Origin of the sequence: Nitriliruptor sp. (assembly GCF_040882075.1) — a bacterium.
In the GTDB taxonomy this organism is placed as follows: domain Bacteria; phylum Actinomycetota; class Nitriliruptoria; order Nitriliruptorales; family Nitriliruptoraceae; genus Nitriliruptor.
In genome coordinates this window covers 1-18,901 of sequence record NZ_JBBEBZ010000137.1, presented here as the reverse complement: position 1 = coordinate 18,901, position 18,901 = coordinate 1, and the positions used below count along the sequence as shown (strand labels likewise).

The following is an 18,901-nucleotide window of genomic DNA, read 5'->3' as shown; positions in this document are numbered from 1 at the left end:
CTGAGGCTAGCTAGCCACCCACCGCGTGGGGAGGTCGGTCCCGCGCCGCCCGCGACGTCGCCTACCGTCCCGAACTCACCTCTCGAGGGGATGGTGCTGCGCGTGCGCGTGGTGGGGGAGGTTCGCCCGAGCACCTCGCGGGTGCTGCTGGCGGTGCTGTTGCTGGCCGTCGGGCTCGCCGGCTGCCCCGGTCCCTCAGCTCGAGATGGTGCGGAGGATGCGATCTGGACCGTGGTGCACGTCGTCGACGGTGACACGGTCGACGTGCGCGCCGGTGACGGGCGTCAGGAGCGGATCCGGATCGTCGGGATCGACACCCCGGAGCGAGGGGAGTGTGGGTTCGGGCCGTCGTCGTCGACGATGGAGTCGCTCGTCCTCGAACGCGAGGTGGAGGTCACCCTGGCCGCACGTGACGAGCGCGACCGCTACGGCCGCCTGCTGGCCTACATCGACGTCGAGGGGGTCGATGCCGGTCTGACGCTCATCGAGGCGGGGCTGGCCGTCGCCCGCTACGACAGCCGTGACGGCTACGGCCGCCACCCGCGCGAGGAGCGTTACGTCGCGGCGGACGCGGCGACCGAGCACCTCTGCTCCCGCGAGTAGCCGCAGCTTGGGGGCACCCTCGCCACCGGTGGGCAGCAGCGGGCGTTGTGGGCAGGACGCCGGACTCACCGAGGGTCGCTGCCGTAGGCGTCGCCGCGGTGTCTGATGGCGACGACGCGCACGGTCCTGTCGTCGCGCAGCTCGTAGATGGTGCGGTAGACCCCGACGCGGTAGGACCGCAGCCCCGTGAGTCGTCCGCGCAGCTGGTGGCCGATCTCCGGCTCACGCTCGAGCTCGCCGAGCTCGCCGAGCTCGCCGAGCGCGTCGAGCACCGCGTCCGCGAGCAGGAAGTCCAGCGCCGCCAGCGCATCACGCGCGGTGCGTGTGAGCAGGACGTGAGCCACTACGGACGGTCGCGGGCAGTGTGCTCAGCGCGGATCTCGTCGAGGCCGGCGACGTCACCGGCAGCCAGGTCATCGAGGCCTCGCCGGATCGCCGCCAGCGCGCCCTCGTCGGAGAGGATCTCTGCGGTCTCCTCCAGGGCCTCGTACTCATCGACCGGGACGAGCACCGCTGCGGGCCGGCCGCGACGGGTGACCGTCACGTGTTCACGACGGTCGGCAACCTCGTCGAGCAGGTCGGCGAGGTGGGTGCGGAACTCTCGGACGGGCACGGTCTTCGACATGCCCGGAGTGTACCTCCCTGCGTACACCGGGTGTCCTGGCTGGCCGCGTGAGCTGCGGCGACGCGCGTGGCACCGGAGGACGACCGCCGTGTCGATCCTGCGCCTCGGGTCCATCCATCGACGCGCCGAACCCAGCTTCCCGGACGTGCTGCGGCGGTCGGTCGTCCACAGGCGCGGACCCCGTGGCGCTGGACAAGCGACCACCCGCTCGTAGCGTCTCCCTGGTCGCCACCCTCGGAGGATCGCGGTTGACCACCACCACCAGCATCTCGACCGACGGACCTTTCGAGGCCGACCTGCCCGCTGCCGACCTGCCCGCTGCCGACCTGCCCGCAGCGCTGCCGGTCGAGCTCGCGGTCCGCGGGCAGCTCGCTGAGTCGGTCCGGCGGACGGTCGAGGGCGCGCTCGGCTGGCAGCTGGTCGACGAGCTCACCGCACCGCTGGTCCCGCCCGCGGTGCGGCTGGTCGACCCCACCTCGGCGGTCGGGGGCGACACGCCCACGGTGATGTTGATCCCATCCGGCGACGCACCTGCCGCGGCGGGCCTCGCGGTGCTCCGCCTCCGTCCCGCGGCCGTGACGGCCTGGCCCTGCGAGGGTCCGATGCTCGCGGCTGCCGTGGTGCGCGCCACCGCAGCTCCGCGTTCGGCGGCCGCGACGACCACCGAGCTGCGCGTCGGTGGGTCGGCCGGGGGTGTCGGGACCACCACCGTCGCGCTCGCGCTCACCGCGGCGGCGGCGTGGCGCGGGGCCCCGGTCCTGCTCGCCAGCTGCGACCGCGTGCTCCTCCCGACGGACGCGCCCGCGGTCGATCCGTCCGCGATGGCCGCCCCCGACCTCTTCGCACGCGCCGCGTCCCTCCAGGGCGTACCGGGGGCACGCGTCGTCAGGACGACGACGCCGGCGACCGAGGTCGCGGTGATCGATCCCGCGGCCCGGCTCGCGGTCCTCGACGTCGGGGTCGCCGACGAGGTGGACGTCCTGGTCGTACGCCCGGACGCGGCGGGGCTCGCCGCGCTCGAGCGCACCCCTGCCGCTGCGGTGGTCGTGACGGGGACGGGCGCCGTCCCGGCCCGCGTGATCGCGGCTGCGACGGGCGGACGCCGTCGCGTCGATCTGCCGATGTCGCACCGGGTGGCCCGGGCCGCCGCCGTCGGCCGGGTGCCGTCGGCGCTGCCGGGTCGGTACATCCGTGCCTTGGCCGGTCTCGTGCCGTCCGGCGCGCCCGGCTGACATCCCTCGCGGCCACGCCGCATCCATCCGGCCCGCACCGCGGGCACCCCGTGGGGGCGGGGAACCGGAGCACAGGTGACCACCACCGGCACGACACGAACCGACGACACCGCCCCGCTCGGTAGCACCCTGGCCTCCGGTGCTCGTACGGCGGTCCCGGGAGGGCCGCCGCTCGACGCGGGGCTCCGGACGGCCGTCGCCCGCCGGCTCCGCGAGGACGACGACCTCCTCGCGGGTGGTGGCGACCGCGGTGCGCTCCGGCGGGCGGTCGCGCGAGCGCTCGCCGCGGAGGGGATCGTCGCGGCTCCCGATGTGTGGGCCCGGCTCGTCCGCGATCTCGTCGACGAGCTCGGCGGGCTCGGACCGCTCGAGGCGCTGCTGCGGGACCCCGCCGTGACCGACGTGATGGTCAACGGTGGCGACGAGGTCCACATCGAACGCGACGGTCGGCTCGCGCTCACCGGGGTCCGGTTCGACGACGACGCTCACCTCACGGGGGTGGTGCGTCGGGTGCTCGGCCCGCTCGGTGTGCGCCTCGATCGCGCTCACCCGTACGCGGACGCCGTGCTGCCGGGTGGGGTCCGCCTCCACGCGATCCTGCCGCCGCTCGCCACGCGCCCGACGCTGACCCTCCGCCGGGTACCCGCGGTGGTGCCGACCTGGGAGCAGCTGGCGGCCGTCGGCAGCGTCCCGGCGGACCTGCACGAGCTGCTGCTCGAGGCCACCGCAGCGCGACGGAACATCGTGGTCTCGGGCCGTGCCGGCGTCGGGAAGACCACCCTGCTCGCGCGGCTGTTGGCCGAGGTCGGCAGCGACCGCGTCGTGGTGATCGAGGACGCGCCCGAGCTGCGCCACCCCGCTCCACACACCGTCCACCTCCAGGTCCGCGCGGCGACCCCGGACGGTGTGGGCCAGGTCGACGTCGCGACGCTGCTGCGCAACGCGCTCCGCATGCGTCCCGACCGGTTGGTGGTCGGCGAGGTACGAGGACACGAGGTCGCCGACCTGCTCCAGGCCATGAACACCGGCCACGACGGATCGATGACCACGGTGCACGCCAACGGGGCGGACGAGGCGCTCGTCCGGCTCGAGGGCATGGCCCTGCTGGCGGGGGTGCCCCTCCCCGCCGCCCGGGCGCAGGTCGCCGCCGCCCTCGACCTCGTCGTCGCGCTCGATCGCGACCGCGACGGACGGCGGCGGGTCGCGCACGTCGTCGAGGTGCTCCTCGGTCGCGACGGCGCCCGCACCGAGGTCAGGTGGTCACGGTGAGCCGCGATCGACCGGCCACGCCCGCTCACGGACGGTCCGTCGCTCCGGGCCTGGAGGAGCTCCGGCTCCGGGTCGCGGCCGGCGCGGACCCCGGGGACCTGACCCACCTCGGAGCCCGAGCCGAGACGGCGGTCCGCGTCGCCTCCGAGGCGGGAGCGCCGCTGCTCGCCGCCATCGACGCGGCGGTCGCCGCGGAGGAGGACCTGCGCCGTTCGGCCCGCGCCATCGAGGTCGCTTCCGCCCAGGGTCGAGCTGTGGCGGCGGGACTCCTGATCGCCCCGCTGCTGCTCGTGCCCGTCATGGGTCGGCTCTTCGGGGTCGATCTGCTCGCCTACCACCGCACGTCCCTCGGCGTCGCGACGGGCAGCCTCGCGCTGCTGCTGCTCGCGGTCGGCGCTGTGCTCGCGCGCCGCGCGGTCGCCACGGTGGGTCGGCCCGAGCGCCCGGCGTCCCCCCGGCACCGCGCCATCGTGGCGGTGCTCGCCGGCGGGTCCCTCGCGGTGCTGGTGCACCCGATCGTCGGGATCGTGGTCGGCATCGTGCTCGTGAAGCGCGCACGCCCGAGCGTCCCACCGGCCGATCCCTGCCTCGCGGAAGCCACCGAGCTGGTCGCGACCGCGGTCAGCGGCGGCGGCTCGTCGGCTGCAGCCCTCCGGCTCGCGGCGGACGAGCTCCCCTCCCTGGCGCGGCCCCTGCGGCGGCTCGCCTTCGACCTCGAGCACGACCATCCCAGCGGGCCACACCCGCCCGGGGTGGGTCGGCTCGCCGATGTGCTCACCACCGCAGCCGCGGTCGGTGCGCCCGTCGGTCCGGCGCTGCGGCGGCTCGCCGCCGACGTCCGGGCCGACGAGCTGGCCCGGGTCCTGGCCGCCTCCGAGCGGCTCCCGGTCCGGCTGACCTTCCCCACCGCCCTGTGCCTGCTGCCCGGGACCCTGCTGCTGATCGGTGCGCCGATCGTGTCAGCCGGACTCGGCGCGGTCGGCACCTCACCCTGATCGGAGCCACCGTGTCCCACCTGATCACCTCACCGTCCCCGACCGCATCCACGGTCCTCGACCCCGCAGCTCCCACCAGCGCCGTCTCCGCCGCGCACCCCGCGGGATCGGGCCGGGTCCGCGGGCGTCACCTGGTCGCCGTGCCCGACCTCCCCGCGGCTGGACCCGATGCTGGCGAGGAGGGCTCGCTCGTGGCCGAGTACGGACTGCTCGCCGTCGTGTCCGCCACCGTCACCGGCGTCCTGATCTCCTGGGCCGGCAGCGGCGCGCTCGCCAGCTTCTTCGGCCAGCTGCTCGATCACGCCCGTTCGCTCGTCGTCAGCTGATGGCAGCGGTCCCGCATCAGCCGGTCCGTCCCTCCGGGGGCGGACCGGCACGTGCCCTCCGCGAGCAGCAGGGGTTCCTGTCGCTCGAGTGGGTCCTCAGCGTGCCCGTCGTGGTGCTCCTCGCCGCTCTGATCGTCGCCGCCGGCTACCTCATCCGCGACGTGCTCGTGCTGCAGGAGGCGGCGCGCGTCGGGGCTCGCGTGGCGTCGACCACCACCGGTGACCAGGCCGTCTCGCACGCCGTCCACGACGCCGCTCCGGAGCTCGGTGGTGGCCTCCACGTCTCGGTCATCCCGCGTCTGCGCCAGCCGGGTGACCACGTGGAGGTACGCGTGGCGACGACCCGGCGGTACGGGCCACTGTCCCACCGGCTGCTGGCACGGAGCAGCGCTCGTGCCGAACCGATCCTCGAAGGCGACGGTCCCGTCGGGCCCCGCACACCGCTCCACCCGATCGATCCCACGGCACCTCGCAACGCGGTGCGCGACCCGTGACCGGGATGTCGTCGCGCCTCCGGGCCGAGGAGGGTCTGCTCGCCACGCCCGTGCTGTTCGTGGTGTGGGCGGGGTTGCTCGTGGCGATCGCGGTCGTCGACGTGGGTGCCTACCTCGTCGCGGCGGCGCGGGCGCAGGGGGCGGCGGACGCGGTGGCACTCGCGACCGTCAGCTTGGAGGTGGAACCCGCAGCAGCGCCACCGCTCCAGGTGGCACGCGCCGTGGCGCGACGGAACCGCGCGGAGGTCGAGTCCTGCTCCTGTCGGGTCGGGACCGGCCGCGTCGAGGTCGAGGTCAGCGTCCCCGTCGACGGGCTGTTCATCCCCCGCGTGACGGGCGCGCAGCGCGTCACCGCATCCGCCCGCGCGGAGCTCGCCCCGGCGGGACCTGCCAGCCGGCGCCACGTACCCTCCCCGCACCCCGCGCCGAGCGGCGTCGTTGATGTCGACGGCCCGAGGTGAACGGTCCGCGGACGAGGAGGCGGCGAGGTGAGCACCGACCAGGACCAGGACCAGGACCAGGACCAGGACCAGGACCAGGACCGGCCGGCGGCGGCGCGGGCGGCCCCCACCGCCTCGCGCGGGCCGGCACCGTTCGTCTACGTCCCCGACGTGTCCGAGGGGCGCAGCACCCCGTCCGGGTTCGTGCTCGATGCCCTCCGCCACCGCCGCGTGGGGCGGCTGCTGGTCTCCGGACTGACCGTCGTGCTGTTCCTCGCCGGTGCGGGTCTGTTCACCTACCCGTTCTTCACCGACCTCTACACCGATCGGTTCGTGCAGGAACGGCTCGGTGACGAGTTCGACCGGCTGCAGGCCGGCTCGGCCGAGGAGTGGGCATCAGCGACGCGGGAGACCGGATCACCGCTCACCCGGATCGTCATCCCCGACATCGACGTGTCGACCCTGGTCGTCGAGGGGACCTCACCCGCCGCGCTCCGCGCGGGCGCGGGGCACTACCCGAACACGCCGCTGCCGGGTGAAGCCGGCAACGTCGGCATCGCCGGTCACCGCACCACCTACGGCCGTCCGTTCAACCGCGTGGACGAGCTCGAGCCGGGCGACGAGATCTGGTTGCTGACCCCGGTCGGCGACCACCGCTACGTCGTGTCGGAGCCGGATCCGGACATCGGTGAGAACCCCTGGATCACCACGCCGGACGACTGGGGCGTGGTGGCCGAGACCGACGAAGCCGTCCTGACCCTCACCAGCTGCCACCCGAAGGGCTCGGCGCAGCAGCGCATCATCGTGCGCGCCGAGCTGGTCGAGTCGATCGAGGGGGGCGCGTACGAGGAACGCCAGCGCGCCGCTCAGGCCCCGGCCAGCGGCGTGGCACCCGGGCAGGCCGCGGCCTGAGCTCGCCCGGACGTGGGCGGCGCGGCCGGGGGTTCGCGCCGCTCGTCGTCCTCGGGCTGCTCGTCGCCGCCTGCGGCACCGGGACGCCCGACGAGGTCCGGATCGGGGTCGTCGCGCCGCTCTCCGGCCCCCGTGCCGCCATCGGGCAGGAGCTGGTCCGGGGCGCCGAGCTCGGCGTCGCCGACCTCAACGACGCCGGCGGGCTCCTCGGCCGCCCCGTCGAGCTGGTCGTCACCGACGGCGCTGACCTCGCCGACCTGCCCCGCCGTGTGGCGGACCTGGCCGAGACCGGGCGCATCACGGCGCTGCTCGGCCCCGAGTCGCCGGGCGTGCTGATCGGCACGCGCAGTCCCCTGTCGCGCCGCGGTGTCCCCGCGCTCCTGCCGTCCGCGTTCGCCGGCGATCTCAGCGGAGCGGCCACCCCGGTCAGCCGCATCGTCCCGTCCGCGCACGCGCAGGCCGAAGCGTTGGCGAGGTGGCTGGTCCGCGAGCGTGGCATCGAGCGGCTCGCCGTCCTCGTCGCCGACCCGGTCGAGGGCACGGCGGCCCGAGATGCGTTACGTGGCGGGGCCGCCGCGGGTGGCCTGCCTCCGACCGCCGTCGTCGAGGCGGCCGGTGCGGCCGGGGAGCTGACGACGGCCGTCGCCGCGCTCCGCCGTGCGGCTCCGGACGCGCAGGCCGTGCTGCTGTGGGGCTGGCCCGACGCTGCGGCCCGCGCGACCCTCGCCGTCCGCGAGCTCGACTGGGACGTCCAGGTCGCGGTCGGCTCGTCCGCCTTCGTCGGCACCTACCGCGCGCTCGCCGGCCGGGCCAGCGAGGGCGTGGTCCTGCCCTTCCCGTTCCGCGAGGCCTGGTTCGGTCCGGAGCTGACCACCTGGATGCTCCGCTACCAGCTGGCGTTCGGGCTCGGAGCGCTGCCCGGGCTCGACACGCTGGTCGTCGACGTGCCGGCGGTCGCGCTCGCCAGCTACGACGCGGTCGGTGCCATCGGTGCCGCGGTCGAGCGCGCCGGCAGCCGCGACCCAGCCGACGTGGCCGCGGCCCTGCCGGACACGGTGCACGAGGGTCTGCTGCGCACCTACACCCTCGGCGCCGCCGAGAGCTGGGACGCCGACGAGCTGTTCATCGCCAGGTTCCACGAGCTCGGCGTGATCTACGACGTCGACGATCGGCTCGACGCCGACGCCCAGCGCACCTTCTGGGAGCTGCAGGTCAGCGCGGAGTTCCTGCTCGACCTCGCCCCAGCAGGTCCTGCCCGTCGGCTCGTGGAACGCTACCTCGGCGAGGCCGATGGCCCCCCACACACCTACCGGGCTCCGGCCCCTGGTCCTGGCCCGGTGGCACGACCGGGAGCCGGGTCGTGAGTCCGGCCATCGCAGCGGCGCTCGCTCTCGGCAGCGCGTACGCGGCGGTCGGGGCCGCGGTGGCCATCGTCGCGGCTGCCACCCGCACGTTGCACCTCGCCGTCGGTCCCATCCTGGTCGCGGGGGTACTGGTCCACCTCGTGCTGGTCTCGCCGGCCGTCGGGGTCGCCGCCCCGGTGGCGCTCCTGATCGCCATCGGTGTCGGCGTCCTGCTGTCGGCCGTTCTCGGGCCCGTCGTGCTCGACCGGCTCCCGACCGGCGCGCCGGCGCTGATCGGGCTGGTGGTCGCGGCGGGCGTCATCGACGCCGTCGTCGCGCGGACGATCACCGCTCGGCCCGTCGTCGCGGACGTCCTGGTGCCCACCCCGGCGATCGCGGACGTCGACCCCGCGGTGGTCGCGGCGCTCCTCATCGGTGTCCCGCTCGCGCTCGGTTGCTCGGTCCTGTTGGCGCGGACCCGGTGGGGCCGGCTGGTCCGCATCGTCGGCGGCGAACCGGACGCGGCCGTCGCCCTCGGGCGGTCACCGGGGGTCGTGCGCGCCTCGGCGCTCGGTCTGGCCGGTGGCGCGGCGGTGATCGCCGGCCTGCTCGCCGCACCGCTCGTCACCGTCAGCACCGCGCAGGCCGGCGGGCTCACGGTCCGGGCCGTGGCCGCGGCCGCCCTGCTCGGCACCGGCGGGCCGCTCACCGCGCTCGTCGGCGGGTTCCTCCTCGGGGCTGCCGAGGTGGCCGGTGGCGCGTGGTGGCCGGCGGCGGGTGCCGAGGTCGTGGTCGCCGGGGTGGTGGTGGCGGCCCTGGTCGTCCGCGGCGATCAGCAGCGACGCAGCTGGGGTCGGCCGTGGTGAGCCGCCTGCGCCGACCCGGGACCGGCGGACCGGCCGGACGCACCGCGGGCTGCCTCGAACGGCCGTCGGTCGCCGCCGCGGTCCTGGCCTCCGTCGTGCTCCTGGTCACCCTCGGTCCGGATCCGGTCCCGGTGGCGGGTGCCCGCCTGCTCGCGCTCGCCGCGCTGGTCGCCGCAGCGGGCGTCACGGTGGCGCGCGTCCGGGCGGTCGACCTCGGTGCCGCCGCCGTCGCGGGGGTCGGCGCTCTCACGGGTGCGGTGCTGCCGGCGGTCGCGGGGTGGCCGGCCCTGCTCGGCCTGCCGCTCGGGGTCGTATCGGGGGCGGTGCTCGGCACGCTGCACGGGGCCGTCATCGGCCGAACGGGACGTCAGCTCGGAGCGCTGGCGACCCTGGCGATCGGCGTCGCGGTCGTCCAGGTCCTCGGCACGCTCGACGTGATCGGTGGTGTCGGCGGGTTCCACGCCGTCGGCCTCGCGACCCGAGGTGGGGACCGCAGCGACGCGCTGGCGGTCGGGATCGTCGCGCTGGTCGTGATCGTGGCCGCGGGTGCTGCCGCCCGGCGGCCTCGCGCCGCTGCGGCCGCGGTGGCGACCGCCGATCCGGCGCTCGCCGCCTCGCTCGGCCGCTCGCCCGTGGTGGACGTCGCGGTCGTCGGTGGGATCGGCGGGGGACTGCTCGGGGCGGGAGGGGCGCTGCTGGCGGTCGTCGATGGCTCGGTCGTCCCGGGTGCCTACGGCCTCCAGCTGGTGGCCGCGTTGGTGGTGGGAGCATCCGTCGGGGGAGCGGGGTGGCTCGGACCGCTCGTCGGCGCCGCTCTCGTCTGGGGGCCGACGACGCTGTTCCCCCTCGCGCCCCTCGTGGGGAGCGCGCCGGTCCTGCTCACCGCGGGGCCGCTCGGGCTCGGGCTGCTCGCCTGGCGCCGGGGCCGGTCGCTCCTCCCGCCGGCACCGGCGGCGTCGCTCACCCCAGGCAACGATGCGAGGAGGCGCCGGGGAGTCGACGACGGGACCGCGATGGAGGCATCTTCCGGGACGTCGCCGCCGGTGCTCCGGCTCCGCGGTACGCCGACCCCGTCGGGACCGGTCGACCTCACCGTCGCTCGCGGCGAGATCGTCGCCGTCACCGGTCCGAACGGGTCGGGCAAGTCGACCCTGTTGGCCCGCATCGGGGGGCAGCTCCCGGACGACGGCACCGTCGACCTCGACGGGCGGGCCGCCCCCCGCGGGGCGCGACGCCGTGCCCGAGCTGGGGTCGCCCGATCGTGGCAGCGGCCGCCGGAGGTCGCCGTCGCCGACATCCGCGTGACCGCACGGCTCGGCGGCGGGGACCTCGACGCCGAGGCCGCTGCAGCCGATCTCCTCGGACCCACCGTCACGACCACCCCCGCGGGCGCCCAGTTGATCCGCGTCGTCGGGTCGCGACCGCTCGTGGCGCTCCTGGACGAACCGACCGATCTGCCTCCTGACCTGGTCGGCCGGCTGGTGCGGCTGCTGGCCGCCGGGGGTGCGGCGGTCGTGCTCGTCGATCACCGTCCGGAGGTGGCGGCGTACGCGGACCACGTCGAACGCCTCGGCGGCGACGAGGAGGTGGGGGGGTGACCCGGCTGTCGGTGCGGACCCGCCACGGTGGCGGTTGGGAGGTGGAACTCGCCCTCGGGCGCGGCGTCCGTCTCCCGGACGACCCGACCCTTGTCCCGTGGCTCGCCGGCGTCACCGCGGCGGCACCGGGGGAGCGGCTGCGGCTCGACGGGCGCGACCTCACCCCGCGTGGCCCTGCGGCTCGGATCCGGGCCGGGCTGATCGTGATCGGGGACCCGCCGTTGGCGCCGGCGGTGTCGGTCATCGATCACCTCGCGGCCGTGACCTCGTCCCGGCGCGCCCGCCACCTGCTCACCTCCACCCCGCACCTGGAACGGCGCGCTGACGATCCGGCGGGGATCCTGTCGGGCGGTGAACGGCGGTTGCTCGGCTGGGCCCGCGCGGTCCTGCTCGAGCCGCGAACGGTGGTGCTCGACCGAGCGGGGACGGGGCTGGATGCCACCGCCCTCCGGTGGGCGACGGATCAGGTGCTGCGCTGGCGGGCGGACGGGGTGGTGGCCCTCGTGCGCGTCGGGCGCGCGGAGGAGGTGGCGTGGACCGCGGACCGTGCTGTGGCGCGGCCTGCTCCGGAGGGTCCGACGCTGTGAGGATGGAGCGGCTGTAGCCTCCTCGCGACGAGGGGGTCGGGCCGATCGCTGTGCTCGATCGTGTGTCGGTGTCACCACCCCCGCCGTCGCTCGTTCTCACTCTGGACGCGCAGCTGCGCGCCGAGAGATCCGGGAGGAGGCCCCGTGGCCCGCCGCCTGTCCCACCTCGCCGCGCTCGTGGCCCTGTTCCTGCTGTCCGTGCCGACGGCGGCGTTCGCCGACTACTCGGTGCAGCTGGTGTCGCCGGAGAACGGGGTGGTCTCGGGCAGCACCGAGATCCAGCTCCGGATCAGCCGTGACCGGATCGACCCCTCGGTGTCGCAGGCTCGTGTCCGCCCGGCGGGTGGCGGCGACCAGCACGAGCTGCGCTGCATCAGCAGCTGCGACTCCCGGTCCCCGGTCTACGCCTTCGATCTCGACCCTCGCCGTGGGGAACCGTTCGGTGGTGGTCCGATGGCGAACGGACCCTTCGACATCGAGGTGCTGATCTCCCGAGCGATCGGTGAGGACCAGAACCTCGGCAGGCGGACCCTGACCCTGCGCGTCCCCGGCAGCGCCGTGAGCGGCCTGTCGGCGAGCGTCGAGGAGGACCAGGTCCGCATCGCCTGGAGCCGCGCCCCCGAGCCCGACATCGACGGCTACCGGGTGGAACGGTGCCGCGGCGCGTGCAGCCCGGCCGGCGATTGGACGAGCCGTGGCGACCGGCAGGCTGCGAGCGCCTCGTCGTTCACCGAGCGCGTGCGTCCCGGCGGCTACAGCTACCGGGTGGTGACCGTCCGCGGCAACGGTGGCGACGGCACGATCGAGACGACCTCGTCGTCGGTCACGGCCGAGGTGGTCGCGCCCGAGCCCGACCCCACCGAGCCCCGTGCTCCCGGTTCCCCCGGGGGTGACGGTGACGCCGACGGTGCTCCCGGCGGCGGATCGGACACCGACGGGAACGGATCCGCGGACGGGTCGGGGTCCGGCGATGGCGAGTCCGGTGACGGGTCCGGCGGCGACCGGGACGGTGACGCGGCCGGCACCGCGGACGGCCCCCGGCGCAGCCCCTCGCGGTCCCTGGACCTGAGCCCCCGGACCGGTCGCGCGCCGTCGGTGTCGCTCGGCCGTGGCGGGTCGGGCGTCCCCGAGCTCCCCGGCGTCGGGGACATCTTCCGAGGCTCGTTGGACTACGGCCTCGATGACCCGGAGGCAGCCGACGCGCGTGGGGACGCCCCGGCGCCCGGCGACGACGACGAGGTCGTCCTGTCCGCGCCCGGCAACGGTGCCGGTTCCTTCGTGGGCCGGCTGACCGACCCGAACCGGATCGCGGTACCCATCGCCGGTGGGTTGCTGATGACCGCCATCAGCCTGCACCTGTGGCGCTGGTTGCGCGTCCCCATCGTCTGAGCGGCGCACCCGAGCCGGTTCAGGTCGATCCCGACCCCGGTGCACGGGCGAGCAGCAGGTCGAGGATCCGGACCGCCCCCGCCTTGTCGAGCGGGTCGTTGCCGTTGCCGCACTTGGGTGACTGGACGCACGACGGGCACCCGTCCCGGCACCCGCAGGTCGCGATCGTCCCTCGGGTGAGACCGAGGTGCTCCGCCAGCCGTCGGTAGGAGCGCTCGGCCAACCCGGCTCCGCCGGCGTACCCGTCGTAGACGAACACGCTCGGTCGAGCGGTGTCGGGGTGCAGCGCGGTCGACAGCCCACCGATGTCCCACCGGTCGCAGAGGGCGAGCAGCGGGAGCATCCCGATGGCGGCGTGCTCCGCCGCGTGCAGCGACCCCGGTACCTCGCGAGGCTCGAGGCCGGCCGCGGCGAGGAGCTCCTCCGGGATCGCGTACCAGACCGCCACGGTGCGCAGCTCGACGGGTGGCAGGTCGAGCTCGTGACGGTCGATCACCTCGTCCGAACCGAGCCGTAGCACCTCGTACCCCGTCACCCGCGTGGTGACCTCGACCTGCGCGAGCCCGACCTCGACCTCGTCCCACCAGCGGGTCTCGAGCTGGGACAGGACGCGCACGTCGGTGTCCGACCGCGGCCTGGTGGTGTAGCCGAGCTGCCCGCGTTCCTCGGCGAGCGCGTGGTGACGATCGAGGTCCAGCTCGGCGATGGCGTAGGTCCGCCCCTGGTGCAGGTAGACCGCACCCTCGTGGACCTGACGGTGCGCGCGGGCCTCATCGACGTCGCCGATCAGCGCGCCGGTGGCCGTGTCCACGATGCGGACGTTGGCGCCGCCCGCACCGCGGAGGTCGACGTCCGCCGAGGGGCGACGCCGGGAGGTCCAGTACCACCGCCCCCCACGCAAGCGCAGCCGTCCGGCGTCGCCGTCGGACTCGAGCAGCGGGAGCGCGCCGTCCCCGAACCACCGGACCGCCTCGTCCGGTTCGATCGGCGCCTCGTGCGCGGCGCAGCGCAGGTGCGGCCCGAGCAGGTGGGGGTTGCCGGCGTCGACGATGGCGTCCTCCGGGGGCCGGGTCAGCAGCTCGCCGGGGTGGGTGACGAGCCAGTGGTCGAGCGGGTCCTCCTGCGCCACGAGCACCCCAGCGGCCGCACCACCGGACCGTCCCGCGCGACCGAGCCGCTGCCAGAACGCGGCGAAGGTCCCGGGCCACCCGGCGAGGATGACGGCGTCGAGCCCGGACACGTCGATGCCGAGCTCCAGCGCGTTGGTCGCCGCCACGCCGCGGAGACGTCCGCTCCGGAGATCGTCCTCGAGCTGACGGCGCTCCTCGGGCAGGTACCCGGCGCGGTAGGCCGCGACCCGCTCGGCCAGCCGTTCGCCGTCGCCGTCGGTCGCGTCACCGAGGCGTTCCTTGGCCGCGACGGCCACCACCTCGGCGCCTTTGCGGCTACGCGCGAACACCAGGGTCTGGACGTCCGCGGCGACGAACCCGGCGAGCAGGTCGGCCGTCTCACGCAGCATCGAACGCCGCGACTCGCCGTCCTCGAACGCTCCAGCGTGCTCGCTGCCGCTGCGCTCGACCAACGGGGGTTGCCACAGGCCGACGTCGAGCGGGCCGCGAGGTGACCCGTCGCGGACGACGGCGCCGACCTCGAGCCCGGTCAGCGCGGACGCGTGTTGGGCCGGGTTGCCGATGGTCGCCGAGGTGAGCACGAACGTGGGGTCGGCCCCGTAGCGCTCGGCCAGGCGACGGAGCCGGCGCAGCACGAGCGCGACGTGGCTCCCGAACACGCCGCGGGCCACGTGGGCCTCGTCGACGACCACGAACGCCAGCCGGTGCAGCAGGTCACCCCAGCGCTTGTGGTCCGGCAGCAGCGAGTGGTGCAGGAGGTCGGGGTTGGTGAGGATCCAGTTCGCGGTGCGACGGATCGCGTCGCGTTCGGCGGTCGGGGTGTCCCCGTCCACGGTCGCCGCTCGCAGCTGCGGGAGCCGCCACGCGCGGATGGCGCGGAGCTGATCGCGGGCCAGCGCCTTGGTCGGTGCCAGGTACAGGCACACCGACCGCTCGTCGGCGAGCAGGTGCTCGGCGACGGGGAGCTGGTAGCAGAGCGACTTGCCGGACGCGGTCCCGGTCGCCACCACCGTGTGCTGGCCGGCAGCGACGCGGTCGCGCGCCTCTCGCTGGTGGGACCACAGCTCCGTCACGCCCTGCAGTTCGAGCCGCGACACCAGGGCGGCGGGGAGGTCGTCGGGCAGGGGGACGGTCTCCCCGGCGCGGCTCGGCAACCGGGACACGTGCGTCAGCAGCTCCGGCGGTCGGCCGTCCCTCCCCGGGTCGTGGTCGGACGCGCTCGAACCTCGCTCGGATGCCGCGGTGGCGCCGAGGAGCTCGAGGACGTCACGGGGATCCGAGGCAGCTCCGAGGTCGGGCGGCGGACCGTACCCACGCCGGCCCGTGCCGACGGCTGGCCGCGCTACCGTCCGCCCGCTCCTCGAGGACCGAACCCTCGTGGAGGGTGACCGGAGGGCCGACGTGGAACCGATGCACGTGCACGTCGTCGAGGACCGCGGATGGACGGTGGTGATCGTCCGCGGTGTCGTCGACGTGGCGTCCGCCCCCGAGCTGCTCCAGACGCTGCAGGAGGTCCAGTTCGGTGGCAGCGGCCGGATCCTGGTCGACCTCGACCAGGTCGAACTGCTCGACTCCTACGGCATCGGCGTCCTGGTCGACGCGCACAAGCGTGCCCGCTCGCACGACAGCCGGCTGGTGGTGCTCGTGACGCGGGAGCGCCTGCGGCACGTGCTCGAGCGGGCCGGTCTGGACGCGATGCTCCAGCTCGTCGCCGAGGCGGACGAGGTGCTCGCCCCGGGCGATCCGTCCACCCCGGCCGACACCGACGACGGTGCCGACCGTTAGCATCGCTGCGCCACACGAAGGGGCCGCGCTGAGCACCGACGATCGCACCCCGCTCGACGAGCGGACGCTCGCGAGCGTCGCGGCGTACGACGAGCACGCCGGGGCCTACCAACGCTCGCTGCGGCTCAAGCGTCCGGTCGCCGACGTCCGCCGTTTCGCGGCGTTCGCGCGGCGCGACGACCTGGTGCTCGACGCCGCGTGCGGACCGGCCAACGACCTGCGGCTCCTGCGCGATGCGGGGGTGCACCCGGTCGGGCTCGACCTGTCCATGGGTGCGCTGGCCGAGGCGCGGATGCTGCTCCCGCGACACCCGCTCGTCCGGGCACCGCTCGACGACCCGCCGTTCCGCCCCCGCTCGTTCGGGGGCCTGTGGCTGTCGTCGGCCTTCACCCACCTCCCGCGCGCCGCGTGGCGGTCGACCTTCGCTCGGCTCATCGAGCTGGTCGATCACGGCCCGGTCTACCTGTCGTGCCTGCGCGGCGACGCCGACCTCGAGGCCGTGGACGATCCGGTCCTCGGTCCCATCCACGTCTCGGGCGCGTCGGAGGTCGAGATCGAGGCGCTGCTGGCCACGCACGGGGTGACCGACCTCACCGTGGAGCTGCGGCCCGATCCGATCCACGACCGCCGCCGACCGTGGGTCGTCGCGCTCGGACGCCTGGTTCGTTCGCTCGACCGTTAGACACGCAGCCGGAACGCGCGACGCCACGACGCCACGACGAGGGGACGACAACGTGCCAGGGCTCGGACTCTCGGACGTCATCTGGCTCATCGGTGAGAGCCGGGAGCGGCCCTTCCACGTCGGTGGGTTGCTGCTGTTCGACCTGCCCGGTGATCTGACGCCCGCCGACATCCGGGGTGCGATGCGCTCCACCGACCACGAGGTCCGGCCGCCGTTCAACCAGCGTCTCGCGCGCCCGTACGGCCGGGCCGGACGCTTCAAGTGGGTCGAGGACGAACCCGACCTCGAGCACCACGTCCGCCACGTCGCGCTCCCGGCGCCCGGGCGGATCCGCGAGCTGCTGGCCTACGTCTCCCAGCAGCACGGCAGCCTCCTCGACCGACACCGCCCGCTCTGGGAGGCCGTGCTCATCGAGGGTGTCGAGGGCGGGCGCATCGCGCTGTACAACAAGATCCACCACGCGATGCTCGACGGCGTCGCCGCCATGCGGCAGCTCACCAACTCGCTGTCGGACGACCCGGACGAGCGGGACCTGCCGCCGCCGTGGGCCGCGCCCCCCCGGAAGCGACGCCCGCGGGAGGAGGACGACACCTCGCTGCTACGTCAGGGCATCGAGATGGCCGCCGCGTCGGTGCGCGAGGGACTCGGAGCGGCGACCACCGTCGTCAAGCTCGGAGCGCAGGTCGTCTCGGGGGCCGCCGGCGGTGCCGAGGTGGTGCCGTACGCGGCGCCGCGGTCGATGTTGAACGTCCACACCACGTCCGCCCGTCGGATCGTGGCGCAGTCGTACGCCGCGGACCGGTTCCGGGCCATCGGCAAGAAGCACGGCGCGACGGTCAACGACGTGGTGCTCGCCGTCTGCGGGGGCGCGCTGCGGTCCTACCTCGAGAGCCACGACGCGCTGCCGGACGAGCCGCTGGTGGCCTTCGTGCCGGTGTCCATCCGCCCGGCGGACGGCGGGGACTCCGGGAACGCGGTCTCGATGATGCTGTCGTCGCTGGCGACCGACGTCGCGGATCCGGTCGAACGGCTCGAGCAGGTCAAGGCGTCGATGGATGCGGGCAAGGCGCGTCTGGCGGGGATGACCCAGCTCCAGCTGATCGAGTACGCCGCGTTGCTGCTGGCCCCGGTTGCCGTCGGCCAGGCCCTGCGGATGGCGACCGTCGGGCGGCCGCTGTTCAACGTCATCATCTCGAACGTGCCCGGCCCGCGTGAGCCGCTGTACTGGAACGGCGCCAGGATGAGCGGCATGTACCCGCTGTCGGCCATCGCCGACGGGTACGCGTTGAACATCACCCTCGTCAGCTACGCGGGCAACCTCGAGTTCGGGATCACGGCCGACCGCACCGCGCTGCCGCGTGTGCAGCGGCTCATCGATCACCTCGAGGATGCGCTCGCCGAGCTCGAAGCCGCGTGACCGCGGCCGTTCGGGGCTCGATGTGAACCGACCCACCGGCGACGAGCGTCGCAACGTGGGCATCCTGGCGGCGAACCAGGCGCTGTTCCTGATCGCGGCGATCACGGTGATGACGCTCAGCGGCATCGTCGGTCAGCGGCTGGCCCCCACCCCGGCGCTGGCCACCCTGCCGATCGCGTTGATGATGGTCGGCGTCGTGCTGGCCGCCCTGCCGGCGTCGCTGCTGATGAAGCGGGTCGGGCGACGGACCGGGTTCATCGTCGGGGCGTTGGTCGGCGGCGCCGGGGGCGGTGCCCTGTCGGTGTGGGCCATCACCCTCGACTCGTTCTGGCTCTTCTGCGCCGGCAACCTGCTCCTCGGCCTGTACCAGGCGTTCGCGAACTACCACCGTTTCGCCGCCGCCGACGCGGCGAGCCCCGCGTTCGAGAGCCGGGCCATCTCGCTCGTGCTCGCCGGCGGGGTCGTCGCCGCCTACCTCGGACCGTTCAACGCCAGCCGAGCCAACGACCTGCTGGCCGGCCTGCCCGACGCGGGTCCCTACGCGGTGATCGTCGCGCTGGCCGTCCTCGGTGCCGCGCTGCACACCCGGCTCCGGATCCCCGACGACGACGAGGCACGCACCGGGCAGCAACGCTCGATGCGTGAGATCCGCTCCGACCCGGCCTCCAACGTGGCCCTGCTCGCCGCGACCGTCGGGTACACGATCATGATCCTGGTCATGACCGCGACGCCGCTCGCGATGCAGCAGGAGGGCTTCGGGCTGCCCGACGCCGCGACCGTGATGCAGTGGCACGTGCTCGGCATGTTCGCGCCCTCCTTCGTCACCGGCCACCTCATCGCGCGCTTCGGGCTACCCACCATGCTGCTGGCGGGAGCAGCCGTGCTCGTCGGGTCGGTCGTCGTCGCCGTCGCGGGCCAGACCGTCGGGCACTTCCTCGTCTCGCTCCTGCTGGTGGGGGTCGGCTGGAACTTCCTCTTCGTCGGCGGGAGCGCGCTGCTGGCGACCACCCACGCCCCTGCCGAGCGCGGCAAGGTCCAGGGCGCCAACGAGCTGGTGATCTTCTCCGCCGTCGCGGTGGGATCGCTGCTCGCCGGAGCGCTGCTGCACGGCGTCGGCTGGATCACCCTGAACCTGCTGATGCTGCCGCTGGTCGGTGCGACCGCGGTGGTCACCTGGCGGTGGCGCCAGACCCGGCCGTCGGCGCGAC

General features: G+C 74.8%; 20 protein-coding genes. 17 read left to right on the top strand and 3 right to left on the bottom strand.

Translation table 11 applies throughout. The features are described from left to right. Positions 1–603 (top strand): thermonuclease family protein (locus tag WEB03_RS08250; RefSeq protein WP_368070471.1); only part of this gene is annotated, 603 nt, incomplete at its 5' end. 65 nt (positions 604–668) lie between these two features. Here the strand turns inward: WEB03_RS08250 and WEB03_RS08245 are convergent. Both WEB03_RS08245 and WEB03_RS08240 read right to left on the bottom strand, forming a co-directional pair. Continuing rightward, entirely contained in the window at positions 669–947 is a 279-nt protein-coding gene (locus WEB03_RS08245; RefSeq protein ID WP_368070470.1) for a type II toxin-antitoxin system RelE/ParE family toxin, read from the bottom strand. Further along, a complete protein-coding gene (locus tag WEB03_RS08240) occupies positions 947–1,228 on the bottom strand; it encodes a type II toxin-antitoxin system Phd/YefM family antitoxin (protein ID WP_368070469.1) in 282 nt (93 codons plus the stop codon). The genes WEB03_RS08245 and WEB03_RS08240 overlap by 1 nt, the downstream gene beginning before the upstream one ends. Positions 1,229–1,476: 248 nt before the next feature. Between WEB03_RS08240 and WEB03_RS08235 the strand changes: the two genes are divergently transcribed. The 12 genes from WEB03_RS08235 (at position 1,477) to WEB03_RS08180 (ending at position 12,679) form a co-directional block, all read left to right on the top strand. Then, the gene (locus WEB03_RS08235; RefSeq protein ID WP_368070468.1) at positions 1,477–2,460 is read left to right on the top strand and encodes a hypothetical protein; all 984 of its coding nucleotides are present in this window, start codon (positions 1,477–1,479) and stop codon (positions 2,458–2,460) included. Between the two features lie 75 nt (positions 2,461–2,535). Then, a complete protein-coding gene (locus tag WEB03_RS08230; protein ID WP_368070467.1) occupies positions 2,536–3,729 on the top strand; it encodes a CpaF family protein in 1,194 nt (397 codons plus the stop codon). Further along, a complete protein-coding gene (locus WEB03_RS08225; RefSeq protein WP_368070466.1) occupies positions 3,726–4,724 on the top strand; it encodes a type II secretion system F family protein in 999 nt (332 codons plus the stop codon). Before WEB03_RS08230 ends, WEB03_RS08225 begins: the two co-directional genes overlap by 4 nt. 11 nt (positions 4,725–4,735) lie before the next feature. Continuing rightward, complete coding sequence (locus WEB03_RS08220; protein ID WP_368070465.1) at positions 4,736–5,050, top strand: hypothetical protein; 315 nt, start codon at positions 4,736–4,738, stop codon at positions 5,048–5,050. Next, entirely contained in the window at positions 5,050–5,544 is a 495-nt protein-coding gene (locus tag WEB03_RS08215; RefSeq protein ID WP_368070464.1) for a TadE/TadG family type IV pilus assembly protein, read from the top strand. Before WEB03_RS08220 ends, WEB03_RS08215 begins: the two co-directional genes overlap by 1 nt. Next, positions 5,541–6,005 carry a hypothetical protein gene (locus tag WEB03_RS08210; protein ID WP_368070463.1) on the top strand — a complete coding sequence of 155 codons (465 nt, stop codon included), beginning with the start codon at positions 5,541–5,543 and terminating at the stop codon, positions 6,003–6,005. The genes WEB03_RS08215 and WEB03_RS08210 overlap by 4 nt, the downstream gene beginning before the upstream one ends. A 27-nt stretch (positions 6,006–6,032) precedes the next feature. After that, positions 6,033–6,896 carry a class E sortase gene (locus WEB03_RS08205; RefSeq protein WP_368070462.1) on the top strand — a complete coding sequence of 288 codons (864 nt, stop codon included), beginning with the start codon at positions 6,033–6,035 and terminating at the stop codon, positions 6,894–6,896. Then, a complete protein-coding gene (locus tag WEB03_RS08200) occupies positions 6,893–8,260 on the top strand; it encodes an ABC transporter substrate-binding protein (protein WP_368070472.1) in 1,368 nt (455 codons plus the stop codon). The genes WEB03_RS08205 and WEB03_RS08200 overlap by 4 nt, the downstream gene beginning before the upstream one ends. Next, positions 8,257–9,105, top strand: coding sequence for a hypothetical protein (locus tag WEB03_RS08195; RefSeq protein WP_368070461.1), 849 nt, complete (start codon positions 8,257–8,259; stop codon positions 9,103–9,105). The genes WEB03_RS08200 and WEB03_RS08195 overlap by 4 nt, the downstream gene beginning before the upstream one ends. Continuing rightward, entirely contained in the window at positions 9,102–10,703 is a 1,602-nt protein-coding gene (locus tag WEB03_RS08190; protein WP_368070460.1) for an ATP-binding cassette domain-containing protein, read from the top strand. Before WEB03_RS08195 ends, WEB03_RS08190 begins: the two co-directional genes overlap by 4 nt. Then, positions 10,700–11,290 carry an ATP-binding cassette domain-containing protein gene (locus WEB03_RS08185; protein WP_368070459.1) on the top strand — a complete coding sequence of 197 codons (591 nt, stop codon included), beginning with the start codon at positions 10,700–10,702 and terminating at the stop codon, positions 11,288–11,290. The genes WEB03_RS08190 and WEB03_RS08185 overlap by 4 nt, the downstream gene beginning before the upstream one ends. Positions 11,291–11,434: 144 nt before the next feature. Continuing rightward, positions 11,435–12,679, top strand: a complete 1,245-nt coding sequence (locus WEB03_RS08180) for a hypothetical protein (RefSeq protein WP_368070458.1) — start codon at positions 11,435–11,437, stop codon at positions 12,677–12,679. A 19-nt stretch (positions 12,680–12,698) separates the two neighbouring features. Here the strand turns inward: WEB03_RS08180 and WEB03_RS08175 are convergent, their stop codons facing one another. Continuing rightward, positions 12,699–14,972, bottom strand: coding sequence for a DEAD/DEAH box helicase (locus WEB03_RS08175; RefSeq protein WP_368070457.1), 2,274 nt, complete (start codon positions 14,970–14,972; stop codon positions 12,699–12,701). 247 nt (positions 14,973–15,219) lie between these two features. On the opposite strand from WEB03_RS08175, the gene WEB03_RS08170 reads away from it, so the two are divergent. From WEB03_RS08170 to WEB03_RS08155, 4 genes are all read left to right on the top strand, one after another. Beyond that, positions 15,220–15,594 carry an STAS domain-containing protein gene (locus tag WEB03_RS08170; protein ID WP_368070456.1) on the top strand — a complete coding sequence of 125 codons (375 nt, stop codon included), beginning with the start codon at positions 15,220–15,222 and terminating at the stop codon, positions 15,592–15,594. Beyond that, positions 15,581–16,276, top strand: coding sequence for a methyltransferase domain-containing protein (locus WEB03_RS08165; RefSeq protein WP_368070455.1), 696 nt, complete (start codon positions 15,581–15,583; stop codon positions 16,274–16,276). Before WEB03_RS08170 ends, WEB03_RS08165 begins: the two co-directional genes overlap by 14 nt. A 52-nt stretch (positions 16,277–16,328) precedes the next feature. Next, positions 16,329–17,693 carry a wax ester/triacylglycerol synthase family O-acyltransferase gene (locus tag WEB03_RS08160; protein ID WP_368070454.1) on the top strand — a complete coding sequence of 455 codons (1,365 nt, stop codon included), beginning with the start codon at positions 16,329–16,331 and terminating at the stop codon, positions 17,691–17,693. Between the two features lie 22 nt (positions 17,694–17,715). Beyond that, on the top strand, positions 17,716–18,901 hold a 1,186-nt coding region (locus WEB03_RS08155), incomplete at its 3' end, for an MFS transporter (protein ID WP_368070453.1).

What these genes read in the sequence shown, in the direction of transcription:
- WEB03_RS08240 (WP_368070469.1), bottom strand. Translation starts at nt 1,228, where the DNA reads ATGTCGAAGACCGTGCCCGTCCGAGAGTTCCGCACCCACCTCGCCGAC.
- WEB03_RS08215 (WP_368070464.1), top strand. Translation starts at nt 5,050, where the DNA reads ATGGCAGCGGTCCCGCATCAGCCGGTCCGTCCCTCCGGGGGCGGACCG.
- WEB03_RS08170 (WP_368070456.1), top strand. Translation starts at nt 15,220, where the DNA reads ATGCACGTGCACGTCGTCGAGGACCGCGGATGGACGGTGGTGATCGTC.